General features: G+C 40.7%; 21 protein-coding genes. 7 read left to right on the top strand and 14 right to left on the bottom strand.

Features of this window, described 5'->3' with window-relative positions:
• Nucleotides 1-167: 167 nt before the first annotated feature.
• From MHI16_RS08660 to MHI16_RS08640, 5 genes are all read right to left on the bottom strand, one after another.
• Nucleotides 168-380, bottom strand: coding sequence for a hypothetical protein (locus MHI16_RS08660; RefSeq protein WP_003212415.1), 213 nt, complete (start codon nucleotides 378-380; stop codon nucleotides 168-170).
• 79 nt (nucleotides 381-459) lie between these two features.
• On the bottom strand, nucleotides 460-789 hold the full coding sequence (locus MHI16_RS08655; protein ID WP_058013919.1) for a YmzC family protein: 330 nt from the start codon (nucleotides 787-789) through the stop codon (nucleotides 460-462).
• Between the two features lie 160 nt (nucleotides 790-949).
• Complete coding sequence (gene hfq, locus MHI16_RS08650; protein ID WP_003211269.1) at nucleotides 950-1,171, bottom strand: RNA chaperone Hfq; 222 nt, start codon at nucleotides 1,169-1,171, stop codon at nucleotides 950-952.
• Between the two features lie 25 nt (nucleotides 1,172-1,196).
• On the bottom strand, nucleotides 1,197-2,153 hold the full coding sequence (gene miaA / locus MHI16_RS08645) for a tRNA (adenosine(37)-N6)-dimethylallyltransferase MiaA (protein ID WP_058013920.1): 957 nt from the start codon (nucleotides 2,151-2,153) through the stop codon (nucleotides 1,197-1,199).
• A gap of 69 nt (nucleotides 2,154-2,222) precedes the next feature.
• Nucleotides 2,223-2,624: a YmaF family protein gene (locus MHI16_RS08640; RefSeq protein ID WP_058013921.1), complete on the bottom strand. Its 402-nt coding sequence runs from the start codon at nucleotides 2,622-2,624 to the stop codon at nucleotides 2,223-2,225.
• 104 nt (nucleotides 2,625-2,728) lie between these two features.
• Here MHI16_RS08640 and MHI16_RS08635 point away from each other — a divergent pair, with 104 nt between their 5' ends.
• From MHI16_RS08635 to MHI16_RS08620, 4 genes are all read left to right on the top strand, one after another.
• Nucleotides 2,729-3,001, top strand: coding sequence for a hypothetical protein (locus tag MHI16_RS08635; protein ID WP_058013922.1), 273 nt, complete (start codon nucleotides 2,729-2,731; stop codon nucleotides 2,999-3,001).
• A 112-nt stretch (nucleotides 3,002-3,113) separates the two neighbouring features.
• Nucleotides 3,114-3,659 (top strand): TetR/AcrR family transcriptional regulator, encoded by a 546-nt coding sequence (locus MHI16_RS08630; protein ID WP_058013923.1) that lies wholly within the window; start codon nucleotides 3,114-3,116, stop codon nucleotides 3,657-3,659.
• Complete coding sequence (locus MHI16_RS08625) at nucleotides 3,659-3,976, top strand: multidrug efflux SMR transporter (protein ID WP_058013924.1); 318 nt, start codon at nucleotides 3,659-3,661, stop codon at nucleotides 3,974-3,976. Before MHI16_RS08630 ends, MHI16_RS08625 begins: the two co-directional genes overlap by 1 nt.
• Before the next feature lie 15 nt (nucleotides 3,977-3,991).
• Nucleotides 3,992-4,360 (top strand): multidrug efflux SMR transporter, encoded by a 369-nt coding sequence (locus tag MHI16_RS08620; protein ID WP_058013925.1) that lies wholly within the window; start codon nucleotides 3,992-3,994, stop codon nucleotides 4,358-4,360.
• A 47-nt stretch (nucleotides 4,361-4,407) separates the two neighbouring features.
• On the opposite strand, the gene MHI16_RS08615 is transcribed toward MHI16_RS08620, so the two are convergent.
• Together MHI16_RS08615 and MHI16_RS08610 are read right to left on the bottom strand one after the other, a co-directional pair.
• Entirely contained in the window at nucleotides 4,408-4,857 is a 450-nt protein-coding gene (locus MHI16_RS08615) for an OsmC family protein (RefSeq protein WP_058013926.1), read from the bottom strand.
• A 77-nt stretch (nucleotides 4,858-4,934) separates the two neighbouring features.
• The gene (locus tag MHI16_RS08610) at nucleotides 4,935-5,669 is read right to left on the bottom strand and encodes a poly-gamma-glutamate hydrolase family protein (RefSeq protein ID WP_058013927.1); all 735 of its coding nucleotides are present in this window, start codon (nucleotides 5,667-5,669) and stop codon (nucleotides 4,935-4,937) included.
• A gap of 585 nt (nucleotides 5,670-6,254) precedes the next feature.
• Here MHI16_RS08610 and MHI16_RS08605 point away from each other — a divergent pair.
• Entirely contained in the window at nucleotides 6,255-7,580 is a 1,326-nt protein-coding gene (locus MHI16_RS08605) for a S8 family peptidase (protein WP_058013928.1), read from the top strand.
• Nucleotides 7,581-7,672: 92 nt separating this feature from the next.
• Here the strand turns inward: MHI16_RS08605 and MHI16_RS08600 are convergent, their stop codons facing one another.
• The 3 genes from MHI16_RS08600 to MHI16_RS08590 all read right to left on the bottom strand — a co-directional run bounded on the left by MHI16_RS08600 (nucleotide 7,673) and on the right by MHI16_RS08590 (nucleotide 10,523).
• Complete coding sequence (locus MHI16_RS08600; protein WP_058013929.1) at nucleotides 7,673-8,821, bottom strand: Rap family tetratricopeptide repeat protein; 1,149 nt, start codon at nucleotides 8,819-8,821, stop codon at nucleotides 7,673-7,675.
• Between the two features lie 165 nt (nucleotides 8,822-8,986).
• A complete protein-coding gene (locus tag MHI16_RS08595; protein ID WP_058013930.1) occupies nucleotides 8,987-9,736 on the bottom strand; it encodes a poly-gamma-glutamate hydrolase family protein in 750 nt (249 codons plus the stop codon).
• A gap of 313 nt (nucleotides 9,737-10,049) precedes the next feature.
• Nucleotides 10,050-10,523 carry a CarD family transcriptional regulator gene (locus tag MHI16_RS08590; RefSeq protein WP_058013931.1) on the bottom strand — a complete coding sequence of 158 codons (474 nt, stop codon included), beginning with the start codon at nucleotides 10,521-10,523 and terminating at the stop codon, nucleotides 10,050-10,052.
• Between the two features lie 580 nt (nucleotides 10,524-11,103).
• On the opposite strand from MHI16_RS08590, the gene MHI16_RS08585 reads away from it, so the two are divergent.
• Nucleotides 11,104-11,499: a hypothetical protein gene (locus MHI16_RS08585; RefSeq protein ID WP_058013933.1), complete on the top strand. Its 396-nt coding sequence runs from the start codon at nucleotides 11,104-11,106 to the stop codon at nucleotides 11,497-11,499.
• Nucleotides 11,500-11,624: 125 nt separating this feature from the next.
• Entirely contained in the window at nucleotides 11,625-12,161 is a 537-nt protein-coding gene (gene bslA, locus MHI16_RS08580; protein WP_058013934.1) for a biofilm surface layer hydrophobin BslA, read from the top strand.
• A gap of 77 nt (nucleotides 12,162-12,238) precedes the next feature.
• On the opposite strand, the gene mutL is transcribed toward bslA, so the two are convergent.
• The 4 genes from mutL to MHI16_RS08560 all read right to left on the bottom strand — a co-directional run bounded on the left by mutL (nucleotide 12,239) and on the right by MHI16_RS08560 (nucleotide 18,306).
• Entirely contained in the window at nucleotides 12,239-14,140 is a 1,902-nt protein-coding gene (mutL, locus tag MHI16_RS08575) for a DNA mismatch repair endonuclease MutL (RefSeq protein ID WP_058013935.1), read from the bottom strand.
• A gap of 20 nt (nucleotides 14,141-14,160) precedes the next feature.
• On the bottom strand, nucleotides 14,161-16,737 hold the full coding sequence (mutS, locus tag MHI16_RS08570; protein WP_058013936.1) for a DNA mismatch repair protein MutS: 2,577 nt from the start codon (nucleotides 16,735-16,737) through the stop codon (nucleotides 14,161-14,163).
• A 124-nt stretch (nucleotides 16,738-16,861) separates the two neighbouring features.
• A complete protein-coding gene (gene cotE, locus MHI16_RS08565) occupies nucleotides 16,862-17,407 on the bottom strand; it encodes an outer spore coat protein CotE (RefSeq protein WP_003212450.1) in 546 nt (181 codons plus the stop codon).
• 464 nt (nucleotides 17,408-17,871) lie between these two features.
• Nucleotides 17,872-18,306, bottom strand: a complete 435-nt coding sequence (locus MHI16_RS08560) for a RicAFT regulatory complex protein RicA family protein (protein WP_003211238.1) — start codon at nucleotides 18,304-18,306, stop codon at nucleotides 17,872-17,874.

The raw sequence follows: 18,306 nt of genomic DNA, 5'->3' as shown, positions 1-18,306 counted from the left end.
ACGAAAAAAATCAACCAACCCGGCCGAACATTCATAGCCGAACTCGTACGTTCAAATAAATAGAGCAGAACAGGATCTAAAAATAGACTGCTCTACTCTCTATTCAACTGAAACCGAAATCTATCATAACACGAAAAAAAATCGCTTAGTAGACTAGACTTTTTGTTTTATTTTTTGTAGGCATCGCACTGTAAATCTTCTGACACTTCTGTAATTTCCACTTCAACACCTAATTCTTTTAGCACCGCTTCAAGCGCAGAGACGATTGAAGCTTCTCTGACTAATTCTTTCCCATTTACAGAAACACTTGTTCCATATTCGAAGCAGGAGTCGTCTTCACAAGTTTGTTCCCAATGATTAATTTTAATTTTGTGTGTCATGAACTCATCCTTTTCTGTCTAGATGTCTAATGCATGATTATAGTGTAGCGACTTCACATTCATTTGTAAATTTACGTGCTTACTCTTCCACAGAATCGTCATCATCATAATCTTCGTCCCACTCATCTATGTATTTTGTTTTAATAAGAGTCAGTTCTCCCTCTTTTTCATCAAACCGGTACACATGTACTTCATCATCTTTCACAACAGCAAAGTGATTATTTTTTAGTGCAACAGCTGATTGTAACAGACCTTCTATATCTCCATGATCATCTTGATTAGAATAGTTATGCCAGCTTTCCTGCCTAGATTCAATGTTTGAAATGGCGCACGATCCAAATAAGACAACAATCCCAATTAGTAGAAGGATCACTCTAATCCTTCTTAATTCAAGCTCTGCATTTTCCATATCGTTCCCCTCACCTTTCTTCATATCCAATAAGGGATTATACGCAAAATAGACAGAAAGGTTTCACGGCATGCAAAATAGCCCCTCTGCACTGACAAAAACGTAGCGGGTTCCGGCCGGTTTATTCGCAGATGCATGGGGCTATTAGGTCGAACATATCCTATTCTAATTCTAGATTTACATTCTTTTGAGGTGCAAATGTAGAAATAGCATGTTTATAAATAAGCTGCTGCTTCCCTTCTGTTTCAAGCAGCACCGTGAAATTGTCAAATCCTTTCACTTGACCGCGAAGCTGAAAGCCATTCAGTAAGAATACTGTGACAAATGTATTGTCTTTACGAATTTGATTCAAAAATTGGTCCTGAATATTAATCGGTTTCATGTTTCGTCCTCCTTGATTCTGATAACTACAGTTTCGCTTTAAGTCCAAGCTTTCCTGCTATATATGCGAAAATTTCCTCCTTTTTGTCTGAAAAGTGGCAAGGCGGTGTCATGTCGAACCAAGTGACATCCATTTTATTACGGAACCACGTGAACTGACGCTTCGCATATCTACGGGAATTTTGCTTTAATTGCTGGATAGCTTCATCAAGTGAGTAGCCACCTTGAAAATACGCATACAGCTCTTTATAACCAATCGCTTGAACCGATTGACAATCCTTCAAGCCAGATTGATAAAGTGCGCTCACTTCCTCAATTAAGCCTTCATCTATCATCATATCAATTCTTTTATGAATGCGCTCGTACAAAAGCTCTCGATCCATTTTCAGCCCAATGAAGGCTGTATCATAAAGAGGAACTTCTTGATGACCATTTTGCATTTCCGACATTTTCTGACCTGTTGTATGGATCACTTCAAGCGCCCGGATGACGCGGCGGACATTATTTGGATGAATGGCTTTTGCAGCATCAGGGTCTACTGCCTTTAGTTTTTCGTGCAGCTGAAGGGAGCCATGCTGCTGTTCAAACAGCGCCATTTCTTCTCTAAATGCAGGGTCACTTTTCTCATCGGTAAATGTGTAATCATATAAAACAGATTGGATATACAAACCTGTTCCGCCGACGATCATGGGTGTTTTCCCTCTAGCGGCAATCTCTTTGATTTTCATACGGACCAGCTGCTGAAATTCAGCTGTAGAAAAGGATTCATCTGGCTCTTTAATATCAATTAAGTGGTGAGGGACATCATCCATTTCTTCAGGGGTGATTTTAGCTGTTCCAATGTCCATTCCTTTATAAATCTGCATAGAATCACCACTGATAATTTCTCCATTAAATGCTTTGGCTATATGAATGCTCAGTTTTGTTTTGCCGACAGCCGTCGGTCCTACTAATACAATCACTGGTTGTTTCGTTTTTTTCATGACATCACTCTCTTTTACAAACTGCCTACAGTATAGCATAACTTCTCTTTCTCTCCTATATACGGTCTATCACCAGCTGAGTGGTTCATTTCCGACCACTTCGTACGTCTTTCCTTTTAAGCGATGCGTATGCGTCGGCCGCTCCTCGTCCGGACTATAGACGACTCCTCCGTATGGAATGGGGACAGAATCGTTATAGGCAGAAAACGTGACTTCCTCAATCTCGTGATAGTGCGTACCATCCAATCTCGGTATCGCAGGTCCTGTGACGCCGTAGTATCTGTGGAAATGTCCTCTCTCAAAAGAGGTGACCCCGCGATAGTAATGAGTATGCTGATCGGTACTGCTTCCATTGACAGGCTGAGAAATACCTTCTATTAAATGATAATGCTCTTCTGTTACATCCGTTCGTGCTTTATAGGCATGAGCATGCGGCGGGCATTTAGCCCAATCAGACGGATACAGGCCCATTTTTAACATTCCTCCTTATAATAGGCGTTCACCCAAACACATATAGGCCAATCGAATACACTGATGTCAGTTACAGTGATTTTATGTGAGAGGAGCCTTTTTTTATGAATTATTTTGATGCACAGCCATTTATGCAAGAAGACATGAGAAGACCTTTTGGTTTTGGCTTTGGACGCCCGGGTTTTGGGTTTGGGAGACCCGGATTTGGCTTTGGGAGACCTGGATTTGGTTATGGTAGACCTGGATTTTTCGGACCTCCATTTTTAGGTGGTTTTGCTGGAGGTCTGCTTGCTGGGTCTCTGCTTGCACCAGGCTATGGCTATGGATACCCTTATCCGCCTCCGTACCCGCCATATGGACCATACCCTTATTATTAAATATGACGATTTAGCGAAAAAATCTGTTCATCAAATGAATCGATTGACACACTCGTTTTTGATGGGTTAACATTTACTTTACCGACCGTTCAGTAAAGTAGGTGTTTTTTTTATGTCTAAAACCAAAAAAGAGCAAATCTTTGATGCAGCTGCCCGCACGATTTTAGTAGAAGGGTTAAGCCAGCTTACCCTTCAGCAAGTGGCAGAGCATGCACATATGACCAAAGCCGGCCTGCTTTATCATTTCGCAAGCAAGGAAGAGCTCATCCAAAAAATGAATGAGCACGCGATTCTTTTCTTTCGTCAGCAGCTCGAAACGTATCAAGAAACTTACAAACATGAAAAAGCGCCTTATGTCCGTGCATATATATCGGCCACATTACATGATCTTGATCATCAAAATACGATTCAGCTATGTACAAGTATGCTGGCTACTATGTCATTTGATGAAGCGTTATTGAACCCTTGGCGTGATTTTTATGCAGAGTTCAAAGCGAAAGCAGCTGAGGAAATTAATGACCCTGCATTGAGCCAGCTGATCCGTCTTGCATGTGATGGAATATGGTTTTCAGAAATGTTTCAGCTTGAACCGCTGAACCGAGAGGAAAAAACCCTTTTACTTCACCGGGTTTTACACCTATTAGAGGAGGGAACATGATGATCCTCGGATATCTTTTTCTAGCTGTGGCCATTTTTTCAGAAGCCATTGGCGCCGTGATGTTAAAATTCTCAAATGGCTTTACTCGCTTTAAGCCTAGCGCTGTCGTTATTGCTGGGTATACACTTGCCTTTTATATGCTGTCATTGACACTAAATATCATTCCACTTAGCATGTCTTACGCAACATGGTCTGGGGTTGGTACAGTCCTCACGGCTATTTTTGGCGTGCTTTTTTTCAAAGAAACCTTGAACCAAAGAGCAATCATTGGGATGGCAATGCTTGTCTCAGGGGTCGTACTTTTAAATATGTCATAAAGGATGTGAGAGATCATGAAAGGAATGCTCTATTTAACAGGGGCTATTTTAACGGAGGTTTTTGGCAGTACGATGCTGAAGCTTTCACAAGGTTTTTCGCAACTATTACCGAGTATTGGGGTCCTGATTGGATTTGGGTGTGCCTTTACCTTCCTCAGTCTAGCACTTAAAACGATTGACCTTTCGTCTGCTTATGCGACATGGTCTGGCGTTGGAACAGCACTCACTGCTCTTATCGGACTCGTGCTATTTAACGAAACCATTCACATAAAAGGCTTCATTGGTCTTGCATTAGTAATATGCGGTGTGATTGTCTTGAACCTGTCAAAAAAACAAAAGGAAGAAAACAAAGAACATATCAATCAAACCGAATGGACGTCATAAAAAAAGTCATTTTCTCCATTTCATTAAGAGAAAATGACTTTTTGTTTTCACCCGCCGACTTGAATGGTTTCTTCTAAGGAAATGTCCACATTTCCTTGAACAGCTCTTGAGATCATACATGAGCTTTCGGCTTTGTGAGCAAGCTTGCGGGCAAGCTCAATATCTTGCGGAGAAGCAGAGGCTTTGAGGATGATGACAGGCCGATGTATGATTTTTTCATATGTAAACACACCATTTGTCACATCGACGACAGCCTCAGAACTCATCGTGAGATCCTCTTTTTCTAATTGGCTCCGCTCCATCATAGCGGCAAGTGTAATAATATAACACGTAGCCGCTGCACCTAAGAGCATCTCATCTGGATTTGTCCCAATGCCGGGACCGTCCATTTCTTTTGGAATTGAAATGTTCGTTTTTAACTGTTCGCATGAGATTGTACCCACACCGTTACGCAGGCCAGGCCAGCTCGCCTGAAGATGAAAATGATGACGCGCCATATTCGTCTCTCCTTTTGTTATCACTTTTTATAGTGTAACAAGAATTCACGCTGCTTGTCTTAACATGTGCACCATTTTTATGTATATTCCTCATCAAGCACTGTCCGAATCGCCCTGACATACCGGTAGAACGTCTCGTTTTTTGTACTCGACCGCCGCCGAAAGTCAAAACTGTCAAATAAAGCTTCACGCTGACTTCTACTAATCTCTAGCTGTACACTTTGCCCTGTTTTTGTAAGATTATTAATATTATGATTGCTTGTTCCGCTCAGGGTTGCGTGTGCGACAGCCAGTTCAGCAGAAAATCCATTCCGCTCTAATGAGTTCACTATTTTCTCTGCACGGTCGTAATCTGTTCCGCCAACGAGTGTATGGTCAATGCCTTCCTCACCTTTGTAGCCATGCACTGCTAAAATATAATCGTGTGCTTTTGCCTGCGCGACGCCGACTGGCTCATCAAAATTTGTACTTGTCACATGAAGTTCTGACGCATTCTCTCTTAAACCTTCAAACAAATACGTAGAGAAATCATTATCAAAAAAATGGACGATCTCGCTCACGCCGCCTTCAATTCTCCCCCCATGGGGTGACATCACAAGAAGACGGCTTCCAGGCACTGGGTTGGATGTAATCTGATAGCTGCTTGTTGATTCGTTTTCTTCTAGTTCTTTAAAATTGCGATAAATATCATTTGAACCGCTTTCGTCTTCCCCACCTGATGACACTGGCTCATCATGTTCCTGTGCTTGCATTGTATAATAAACGCCCCATCCGATCGCAAGCAGGAGAAGCAAAGCAAAAAACTTCTTCATTCCCGTTCTCCTTTAACAGATTTCTAAGCCGTTTCTATGATTTATATTGAATCATCATTTCTTTTCATTTTTTCCACTTTTTCTCTTCAAATTTGATCATAACACTCTAGTTGATGAGATTCCTCAAAAATAAGATAATTGCATTTATATACACAGAAACGCCTCTCCTCTTTGAAAACAGAGTTAGAATAGTATGACAGACAAATGAAGTTATGTTTAAAATGACCTAGTTCTATCCAGTCTGTTTTCTTTAATTTGGCTACTTTTTATATGGATTTGATTTTTCCTCTCTGTGACAAGTCAAATTTGTATGAGCATTGACCCTGTCTACCCCCTCCTTTTTTTCTGCAAAATCGTTTGTTTCACCGGTTCTCTAAGAAGAACTCTCCCACCTATCATCGGCTGATTCTACATGTTTTCCACCTTTTTCTATTATTTTACAAAATGTAAGCGCTTTTCTTTTTCATCAGAAATGAGTAAGCCGCCAATATGAAGAAAAGAAGGGACAAGAATCCGAACCAAGCACCTCTCATTCTCATAACGTAAGAGTGTACAAGAATGGATAGCTAGAATGGAGGGCATCACATGTTTGGATTTTCTATGGTGCAAATGGTCAGAACACATGCTAGTAAACTGGATCAACCTTTAAGAGAGACCGTCCTTCACCTTTATAAGCCTTTTAAATGGACGCCATGCTTTCTTCATCGTTTCTTTGAAGGAAGATTAAAGAAGAGAAAGAAGCTTCGTGTGATTATTGAATTTAAGGAAGGCGCGGTCGAAGCAGGAATTCAAAGCACAAAACAGCTCATGAAAAAAAGTAGAAAAACAAATATCAAACGGCACTTTTCACATATCGACTGCTGCGCTGCAGACCTAACACCAGCTGCTTTAGAGGAGCTGTTAGCAAATGGTGAGCATATTCGTAAAATTTATTTAGACCGGAAAGTTCATGCACTTCTGGATGTGGCCACACAAGCCAGTCACGCGGATGAAGTCATCCGAAAAGGTACAGCCTTAACAGGGGAAGGCATTACGGTCGCTGTCATTGATACAGGGATTTATCCGCATGAAGATCTAGAAGGAAGAATTCGCGATTTTGTGGACTTAGTCAAGCAGAAAACAAAGCCTTATGATGATAACGGGCATGGCACTCATTGCGCTGGAGATGTAGCTGGAGACGGAGCGGCCTCAGATGGCTTGTACAAAGGACCTGCTCCAAAAGCTCATTTAATTGGCGTAAAAGTATTAAATAAACAAGGGGCTGGATCACTTTCTACTATAATAGAAGGGGTTGAATGGTGCATCCAGTTCAATGAAGATCACCCTGATGATCCGATTCATATTATGAGTATGTCACTAGGCGCAGATGCTCAGCGTTATGATGACGAACAGGACGATCCGATGGTGCGTGCTGTCAATGCCGCTTGGGATAAAGGCATTGTTGTTTGCGTCGCAGCCGGAAACTCTGGTCCTAACAGCCAAACAATTGCGAGTCCTGCCGTCAGTCAAAAAGTGATTACGGTTGGCGCTTTTGATGACCGGAATACACCAGAATCGAACGATGATATTGTGGCACCATTTTCAAGCAGAGGTCCTACTGTTTATGGGGAGACAAAGCCTGATATCCTTGCACCGGGAGTAAACATTGTCTCCCTCAGATCACCAAGATCCTTTCTAGATAAACTCGATAAATCAAGCAGAGTCGATGATGATTACACGACGTTATCTGGCACATCTATGGCAACACCGATTTGCGCTGGTATTTGTGCTCTTTTATTAGAGCATTCACCAGCTTTAACGCCCGATGAGGTCAAAACCCTGTTAAAAGAAAATACAAGCAAGTGGTCTGGGGATGACCCGATGATTTACGGGGCAGGTGCCATTGACGCAGAAAAAGCCATCAAAGAATAAGTAAAAAAAGCCCTTTACGTTGATTCGTAAAGGGTGTTGTTTTTGTCTGTTATTATGTGTGAAGTCTTTCATCTACTTGATCAGCTGACATGTTATGCTTCGTTCTCATACATCTCATCTCCTTTTTGAATGTGCGTACGCGCTTCGATCACAATCTCAAAAAAAGTGGAGGATTCCTTGTACATGTCGCGTTCCTTATAATAATTAGCCGCATCAAGTGCTAATTCCTCTAAATCAGCAAACATTTTTTTGCTTCGCAGTCCAAAAAGTGCCGATCTTAATTGCTCACAGCTGTCTTTTTCTATATAAAGCGCCTGCAAAAATTGGAATTTCAACTGATAAATTTCATCTTCCAATAAACAAGCCTCATTCATCCCTTTACGTATAGCCTCGCCCGCCCGCTCGATATCTCCGAGCTTAAACCAGGTGAGAGCAAGTGAAAATAATGATTGGATCATCGTGGATGCTTGATCTTTTTGATAAAGGGAAATGGCTTGTTCAAAAAAGACTGTCGCTGTATGGTACGTTCCCATACTATAATGACAAGCTCCTAAGTTATTAAGGGCCATCGCTTTAAAATAAGATGTGCACTTTTTCTGCTCCATCGCTTCACAGACCTTTAACGCTTTTTCTAAGTAAGGAAGCGCTTTCTGGTGCTGACTCACATCAATCCAATTACCTGCCATGACAAAATCACATTGAATGCTTCTTTTTCCATAAAGCTGATGTTTCTTATAAATGTCTCTTGCTTTTTTAGCATAATGCATGGAGAAATAAGTTTGTTTCATATGATAGTATACTTCAGCAATTTTATAGTAAAATTCCGCTTTTTCAATCTCATCTGTCACTAAGATCAGTTGATGTTCCGCATGCTTGTAATAGGAAATGGCCTCGATGTACCGGCGCTGGATAAACGCAAACATTCCATGGAAAAAATGAAAGTAATAGCCGAGTAAGCCTGTCATCTCATCTTCTCCATCTTCCATTTCTTTTGGAAAAGACACGGCTTGAAGTGTTTCACTCCCTGCATGGACTGGCGTTGAATGCTGAAGCATCAGTTGATGGCGAAAATCCATTAGAGAATAATATAAAAGTAAATCTTGATCCTCTTCCATCTCATGAATTTCTTCTTCAACAAGGCGCTTCATATCGTTTGCTTGTTCGACTTCAAATTTGCAAATATGCGTGTACCATTGATTGATCTTTACACCTACTTCGGAAGATGGTATTTTATGTGCCATCCACTTCAGCCCCATTCTATCATATCAAACTGATAACTATTATTTTACATAATTTATGTTTTTAAGGCAAATTGTAAGTTATTGCATATTTTATGTTCATTTCGCATATTTCTATCTTTTTTACCAAGTTCAAATAGAGTACTTTTACCCATCAAAACGATTTTTCTACGTTGATGGGTCAAATTCTCTTAATACTTCTTTTAAAGCACGGATATAACGTCTGAATGCTTTTTTCTTTTCTTTTCTCGTATCAAAATTGTCGAAAAAGGCCTCTCTCTGTGCCGAACTAATTTCTAGCTGAACACTTTCACCACTTGCATTTCGATTATTAATATTTTTAGGATCTGTCCCTGAGAGCCGTTCGCCTTCTTGCACCATTTCTGCAGAAAACCCTCGATGTTTTAATTCTCGTACAACTGCTCTTTGCATTTTTTCGTTTGTCCCGCCAACTAGCGTGTGCCTTTTATCACTTTTGTAGCCGTGGATGGAAATGGAGAAAGGGTACGTTTTAATCATTTGGACCAATATCGGTTCATCAAACTTGGTGCTTGTAATATGCAAATCACGATTATTCTCTTGTTTCGTTCCCTCAAACAAATACGTCGAGTATTTTTGTTGAAATGCTTCTACAATTTCACTTGTTCCTGGTTCAATTTCCCCTCCATGAGGTGAAAAGACAAGTAAATCACTTCCGCCCTTTTCGTGAAATTCTATTTCATAGCCTTCTCTTTCATGCCGGATAAGCTGTTTAAAGCTGTCATATTGATCCCCTTTTTTCCGCTCTTTTTGATACTTTTCTACCTCTTCTTGATGTTGCTTTTGCTCTTTTTTTTCTTGAACAGAATGGCTGCATTTCACCATTAAAAGAGCACACAGGATCAGAAAGATGAATCCACATATCAGTAGCCTTTTCATTTCACCGCTCCTTTTCATTCTCTTAGGTGTCATCTTATCGCATTATTTTACTATCAATGGCTAACAGAATTCAAAGGATGTCCGGCTCATTTAAATGAATCAGGAGAACTTTCCTGTTTTTTTATGCCGTTCTAGGTATTTCCGACTTCTTTGAATCATTCGCTGCTTGAATAAAAACTGCATCGTATGACCTCATTTTAGCTTTAGTTAAAATCACCTACAAAAATGAAGATGTTTTTCTGATTTCAAACAAAAAAAGCCGTAAACAAAAGGGATGCCCTCCTGTTTACAGCCAATTATTGTATATCCATCATTAAACTCTTAGTTCATCCTCTAAAGCTGAAAGGACTTCATCTTGTGACAGCCCTTGTGCAAGAGAAATTTCACTCACTAACATGCCTCGCGCATCTTCAAGCATCTTCTTTTCACTTGAATTTAATGCTTTCTTCTGATTTCGTCTCATCAGATCTTTGACAACGTCTGCACCGTCTTCGATCGCACCTGTTTTTAGCTTTTTCAGATTTTCATCATATCTTTGCTTCCAAGTAAGCGTGTCGTCGTTTGTTTCTTCTGCAAAATTGTTCATCACAACTTTCAGCGTTGCTTGATCTGCTACCGGACGTATACCTAGTTGATTGATTCTGCCTCTTGGGATCATCATCTGCATATTCGGCATTTGAATCAGAAAATATTCCTCCGTCTTACCTAAAATCTCTTTTTCTTCCATTCCTTCAATCACACCGGCACCATGCATAGGGTAAACAATTTTATCACCTATTTGAAACAAATCCGCCACCTCCGAAAGTATTCACAATTTGATTATAACACATTTCATCTGTGGATAAAAATTTATATTTTATCATGTTATTTTAGCACTAGTCAATTCTTTTTATTTGAGTTTTTTAGAAAAAGCCTTTTTTTGCAGAAGATGCGCCACCATCCAGTCCCCTTGTCTTATTCTTGCATATACTAGCATTGAGTCACATTTAGGAGGGATGACAATGTGCAAATGCAAGTGCAAGTGCAAGTGCAAACATTCCCACTCAAACTGTTATAAAAAGCATGACGATCATCGCCATGAGGATCCATGTAAAGAAAAAAAGTTTCATCACAAAAAAGATAAATGGTTTGAGAGCGATTTCTGGGATACTTCTAGAAGCTACGATCCCTATTACTGTCCTAAAAGTGTCTGCAGCAGCTGTAAGAAGCGTCGCAGAAGAAGACACAGCATCTCATTTTAGCACCTGACGCTTTCATCTGCTTTTTGTTTTCCCGGCTGAAAAGCCGGTTTTTTTCATATGGATAGGCTCATGAAACGGATCATGCTCATAGGATATGGCAACCTGACATAAAGGATGAGATATCAAATGAACAATATGAATAGCCCAATGAATCATCATCACGAAGGAAACCCGTACCATACGTTTGAGAATGTGTATACAGCCAACCATGAGCATGTGGTCGCGCCAAACATGCATGATCATATGAATATGCCAAACCATTATCATGGTAAAAAAGATAAGTACAGCGGACATTATCCGCATCATCATTCAGCCTATCTGCCTTTTCCAAATCAGCATGATCCCTTTTCACATGTTCCAATGAAGGATCACCACCATCATGGCCACTATGGTGGATATGGAATGATGCCATATCATCCATACGGATATCAAGATATGCATATGATGATGCCGAATCAGCAAATGCCAGGCTTTGGTTACGGAATGAACCAACCAAATACGCATTTCTCCCGTTATTACTAAACAAAATGACAAAATAAGGGTATAATATACCATTCAACACCTTGTAGGGATATGGTAACATTATAGGTAAATAATGGATTTAATCATCTATTATTTACCTATAATCAACAAGGGGGAATGAAGAAATGAAAAAAATATGGACAATGATCATGATGGGGATGCTGACAGTGGTCATGGCACTATCGGTACCGATTGCCGCATCCGCTGAAGGATCCAAAACAGAGGAAGGCAAAGCATCAACAAATGCCAGACCAGCTGAGCTTTATGCGAAAATTACAGGTACAAGTAAGCAGGAATGGTCTTTTTCAGACATTGAGCTAACATACCGCCCAAATTCTGTTTTAAGTATCGGTGCCATTGAGTTCACATTACCTGCAGGCTTTCAAGCGACAACAAAAGACATCTTCAACGGAAAAGCATTAAAAGACAGCTACATTTTGAACAGTGGAAAAACTGTCCGCATTCCAGCTAGAATCGATTTATTAGGAATCTCACAATATAAATTACAACTTTCACATAAAGTACTTCCTGCTGCAGGTACATATACGTTCCGTGCAGAAAACCGTGCGCTTAGCATTGGTTCTAAGTTTTATGCAGAGGACACCCTCGATATTCAAACACGACCAGTTGTGGTCACACCGCCCAATCCGTGCGGATGCTAAATAAAAAAGCGCTCTTATGAGAGCGCTTCAGACTGTGACAAAGGGCTAATTTAGCCCTTTGTCTTTTTTTTATTTGATCACATCACCCGTTTAAACATTTTCTCCATTTCATATGTCGAGTGATGAATGATGATCGGCCGGCCGTGCGGACAGGTGAAAGGGTCATTGGTTTGCCGCAATTCATCTAATAAAGCTTTGATTTCATCATTTCGCAAATGACGATTTGCTTTGATAGAGCCTTTGCAGCTCATCATGATCGCCGCTTCTTCTCTTAATTTTTTGATATCTACACGCTTCTCATCCAGCACTTGCTCAATAATTTCTTCGATCAGTTCAGCCTCTTCCCCTTTTGGAAACCACTGTGGATGCGACCGAACAATGTAGCTTCCTGAACCGAAAGGCTCTAAGAAGACACCCACTTTCGTTAGTATCTCTTTATGCTCTTCAATAATCAGCATGTCGTTTTTCGAGTAGTGGAATGTTAATGGGACGAGCATTTCTTGCACTTCCTGTTCGATCTCTCCTACTTTCTCACGATAATACTCATACTTGATTCGCTCCTGAGCCGCGTGCTGATCAATAATATAAAGCCCTCGTTCATTTTGAGCCAAAATATATGTGCCGTGCATTTGCCCGATGGGATACATGACAGGAACTCGCTCGTTTTCTGAAATGGTTTCTGCAGCATCCTCTCTCAGTACTGATTCTTCATATTCAAGAGAAGCAGCGGATTCCTCTACATGGATACGCTCAGACGGAGTATCTTCATTAAATACGGGTGATGATGCTCCTGTCATTTCCTGCGTAGGCGTCCCGTATGTGTCCATCTGATTTGTCTCGTATACAACCGATTCGAGAGACTCCGGCTGATAGGGTAGCGATGTTCTCGCCTCGTTTGTATTTGCTTTTTTCGCATCAAAGGTTAAGGATTGCTGCTCATTTTTGATCGCTGGCATTGGTGCTTTCTTTGGCACCGAAGCACTTGGAATGAGTTGCTGTTTTTGAAATACGTCCTTAATTCCTTGTTTGATTAGCTCATGAAGTTCCTGCTCTTTACTAAGTCTCACTTCAAGCTTCGAAGGATGCACGTTCACATCCACTAAAATGGGGTCCATCTTCATTTCAATAAATGTAATCGGATGGCGGCCAATCGGCAGCAGCGTGTGATACCCTTCATGGACCGCTTTTACGAGCGGAAAATGCTTAACATATCTGCCATTTACTACAGAAGACATATAATTCCGTGATGCCCTTGTCACTTCTGGCAAGGAGATATATCCTTTCACTTCAAAATCAAGCGATTGCACGTGAAGTGGCACCATTTTTTTCGCAACAGCTGTCCCATAAATGGCCGCAAGCACATGCCGCACATCCCCGTTTCCATTCGTCTGAAGCAGGACTTTTCCTTGGTGACGCAAGCGAATTGATACTTCTGGGTGAGCCAGTGCAATTCGATTGACGACATCTGATATATTGCCAAGCTCCGTATGAACGGTTTTCATGTATTTTAGTCTGGCAGGCGTATTGTAAAATAAGTTGGTAACGACAATTTCGGTACCTCGGCGGCCAGAGGTTTTTTTCTCTGAAATGATCTTTCCGCCTTGCAGCACAAGGTGCGTTCCAGCTCCTTCACCAGTACTTGTTTTCATTTCCAGATGAGAGACAGATGCGATACTTGGCAGCGCCTCTCCCCTGAATCCAAGCGTTCTGACACGGAACAGGTCATTTTCATCTTTGATTTTACTCGTTGCATGGCGCTGAAAGGCGAGCTTACAATCTTCAGCATCGATTCCAGCACCATTATCAATCATTCTAATAGAGGAAAGACCTGCTTCTTCTACATCGATTTCAATCACTGTACTGCTTGCATCGATTGCATTTTCCATAAGCTCTTTTACGACAGAAGCCGGGCGCTCGACTACTTCACCTGCAGCAATTTTATTGGATAGGTCATCGGATAACTGAATAATCTTTGCCATTTTGCTCACCTCATCTTACATTATAATTTCTTTTGCAATTCATATAGTTTAGTCATCGCTTCGAGCGGAGTCATATCCATTAGATTGAATGACTTTAATTCCTCGATCACCGCTTGATCTTTCTGTTTTAGAACTGGTTTGGTTTGCGGTTTTTCTTCTACTTCAAAGAAAGAAAGCTGCTGTTTTTCCTCAGCCTTTTCTGTTTTTGGAGCTGCAGATACGTGCGGGGTCACTACATGTGATCCGCTCTCAAGCTCCGTCAAAATGGTCTGGGCTCTATCGATGATCGCATCAGGCAATTCAGCAAGCTGCGCTACATGAATACCATAGCTTTTATCAGCTGCACCCTCTTTGATTTGATGTAAGAAAACGACCGTGCCTTCATGCTCTTCAGCACGTACATGAACATTTTTCAGCTCGCTTAATTGAGATTCAAGAACTGTCAGTTCGTGATAATGTGTGGAAAAAAGCGTTTTGGCACCAATATGATCGTGTACAAATTCAATGATCGCCTGCGCAAGAGCCATTCCATCATAGGTGCTTGTCCCGCGTCCAATTTCATCAAATAAAATCAAGCTGTTTTTCGTTGCGTGCACCATCGCATTTTTTGCTTCGAGCATCTCTACCATAAAAGTACTCTGACCAGAAATCAAATCATCTGCCGCCCCAATACGTGTAAAGATTTGGTCAAAGATCGGAAGGGTTGCCTTCGATGCCGGTACAAAGCATCCAATTTGCGCAAGAATGGAGATAAGCGCCATTTGCCTCATGTACGTACTTTTCCCTGACATATTCGGTCCAGTAATGAGCAAGGTTTGCCGGCCATTTCCCATATGGCAGTCATTCGGCACATACTCCTGGTGATCCATCACTTTTTCAACGACTGGATGACGGCCATCTATGACATCTACCTCATCCTCTGAGAATTCTGGACGAATATAACGGCGTTTTTCACTGACAGTCGCAAAGCATTGGAGGGCGTCCAGCTCACTCATTTGTTTTGCGAGCAGCTGTAATCTCGGAATATAGACTTTCACTTGTTCTCTGAGAGCTGCGAATAGTTCATATTCCAGTTCGCTAATATTTGATTCGGCCTCAAGAATCAGCGCTTCTTTTTCTTTCAATTCAGGTGTAATATACCGCTCTGCATTGGCGAGCGTTTGTTTTCTTTCATAACGCCCTTCCTCCAGCAAATGCGTATTCGCTCGTGTCACTTCAATATAATAACCAAATACTTTATTAAACCCGACTTTTAAAGAGCGAATGCCTGTATATTCTCTTTCTTGCTGCTCAAGCCGTGCAATCCAGTCCTTCCCATTTCGGCTGGCATCACGGTATTCATCTAATTTTGTATTGTAGCCGTCTTTAATCAAATTGCCTTCTTTTAACGTCATTGGCGGATTTTCATATAGCGCATCTTCTAATAAATTCAGTAAATCATCACAAGGATCAATATCATTCGCTCTTGATTTTGCCATTTCCTCTGGCAGTGAGTGCACAAGTTCTTTAATGGCTGGCACTTGTTTTAAGGATTCCTTTAACTGAATGAGATCACGGGCATTGACGTTGCCAAACGCGACGCGGCCCGCTAGACGTTCAAGATCATATACTTGCTTCAACCGTTCACGCAGATCCTCTCGTTCAAAGAGATGGTCCATGAGAATTTGCACCATTTCCTGGCGTTCTTTAATGTGCGAAAGACGAATTAACGGCCGGTCGATCCATTGCTTGAGCAGCCTTCCGCCCATCGCTGTTTTTGTTTCATCTAACAGCCATAACAAAGAGCCCTTCTTGCTTTTTGAGCGGATCGTCTCTGTTAATTCAAGATTTCGTTTTGAGTAAAGATCAATTTTCATTGTTTGTTCGAGCTCAAACACTTGCACTTGCTGAAGGTGATCAAGACTTCTTTTTTGCGTTCTTCTTAAATAAGCATATAATGTCAAAAATGCCGATCTTAGTTGCTCGCTCAGGCGGGACACGAGTCGCTCAGCTTCATCGATTAATTCATCACTATCTTCGTATGAAATGGTCGCTTGGCACCGTTCCTTTAAGGTCTTGACTGTTTCCTCATCCAGCTGCTTTGACACCACAATTTCTTTTGCACCGACAGAATAAATTTCAGACACGACTTCATCTAATCGATCGATGAAAGCCGCCATGTTTTCACCAGTCGATAAATCGGAAAGTGCAAGTCCATATCCATTTTCAAACTTTGTCACAGAGGCAATGAAGTTGTTTTCATTTTCACTTAAGCCTTTACCATCCATTACCGTACCTGGTGTAATGAGTTGAACGACTTCTCTTTTGACTACACCTTTTGCCGTTTTAGGATCTTCCACTTGCTCACAAATCGCGACCTTATAGCCTTTTGAAATCAATTGTTCTATGTATGCAGAAGCAGAATGATAAGGAACACCACACATTGGTATAGTTCCGCCATCTCTACTTGTTAGCGTAATCTCTAATTCTTGTGACGCTTCTTTTGCGTCATCAAAAAACATTTCATAAAAATCGCCTAAGCGAAAAAATAAAAAGGCATCTTGATACTCTGCCTTGATTTTTAAATATTGCTGTATCATGGGCGTATAACTTGCCATATTTCTAATCCCTCACTATATTACATTCGAATTCATACCATCTTTCATTATAGCATAAAAAAACCCCTTTTTTCTCCTAGATAGGACACAAAAAAACTAGGGGGATATGCGCCCTAGTCATGAATTACTCTTCTGGATCACCCGCTAGGAATTCTGGATGAATATCCTCTAACTCCTCATCCACCTCTTCTTCCCACTCATGATCATCTTTTTCTTTCCAGCTTGAATTGACCTCTACAACAATTTTTGTTTCCCCTACCACTTCAGCAATGAATTCCCGCTCTGCTTGAACGATAATTTTATTGCCGTTTGGAGAAATGGTCACTTCTAAGCAATTCGGCTGCTGGAGCACTTTTGCAATCACTTCATGCTCATCATCAAGGAAATTTTTATCTTTATATCTCAGTTTGATGATGTCTACATATTTCACCCGTTCTGTGACGACTTCTGTTTTCGTGTTATCGGCGTAAGAATACCATACGTTAATATCAAAGGTTCCTTCAATCTCAACAGTTTTACCGACCTTTTCAGCATCATACTTATGATTAATGATCCAACCACCTAGGATGCTGGTTGGTTTTTGCGATGGAGAAATGGTGTGTGTGCTTTGGGTGAATTTCCTCCCTTTTGCAACCACCGCTTTTGTAATAATCTCTCTGTATTCAGACATTCCGGCATGCCTCCTTGTTCTTGATCGTTTTATCTTATGCTGGGCATTCGTCTAGTGTGTCACGATTTTGAACTTCATGTTCAATTAAATTCATTTCTGTTTCAGTGTATGCATGGTCGCCCATAAACTTGCCTTGAAAATTGGAAAAGTTGGAGAGTGAGAGATTGGGGTTGACTGTAATGGTGTCATTTGATGTAATAAAGATAGTAGCCCTTCTTTATATAAGGAGGAGATCTTATGAAACAATTTAATATTATAATAAACATTTTTGGATTAAGCATTGAGCTTCAATTCAAATCTTTTAATCTGTAAAATCAATTAATTTTTAGTTTATAACGTATGATTATAATATTTTAAATAACGAAATACAGGGCTACTGCATCAACATTTTGTTGTTGATGCAGTAGCAAAATACAAATTACATATATTCTATATAATAAAAACCCCGCATTTGCGGGGTTTTCTCATTTAATGGAGCAACTTGGTGATGAGTTTTTCACTTTTGAACCGGTTTCTCCTAACAAGAGGTCGCCTCCGGTTGAAAGGATGATTTCATCTGTTACTTGATTAGAAATCGTATGCGCTACGAGCTGTAGCAGGGAATTGACTTCCACTTGTGATTCTTTGAATTCTTGAATCACCGGGATTTCATCCAGTTCTTCTTGCAGGGCATCAATTTTTTCTTCCACTTGCTTTAATGCTTCATGTTTGCCGTAATGCTTTAAATTTACAGCTTGTTTTTGAAGCGCCTTAATTTGGTTAATAATCGTTGAAATTTTTGTGTTTTCATTGATTTGCGCTTCTGCTTTCTTGAAGAAATCAACTTCTTCTGTTTCAGAAATCATTTTAGCGAGCTCTCTTGCGCGCTCGACAATCTCTTTTTTTGAATAAAGTGTCAT

Origin of the sequence: Bacillus sp. FSL K6-0923 (assembly GCF_038630825.1) — a bacterium.
GTDB classification, from domain to species: Bacteria; Bacillota; Bacilli; order Bacillales; family Bacillaceae; genus Bacillus; species Bacillus pumilus.
This window is presented reverse-complemented; position numbering and strand designations above follow the sequence as displayed.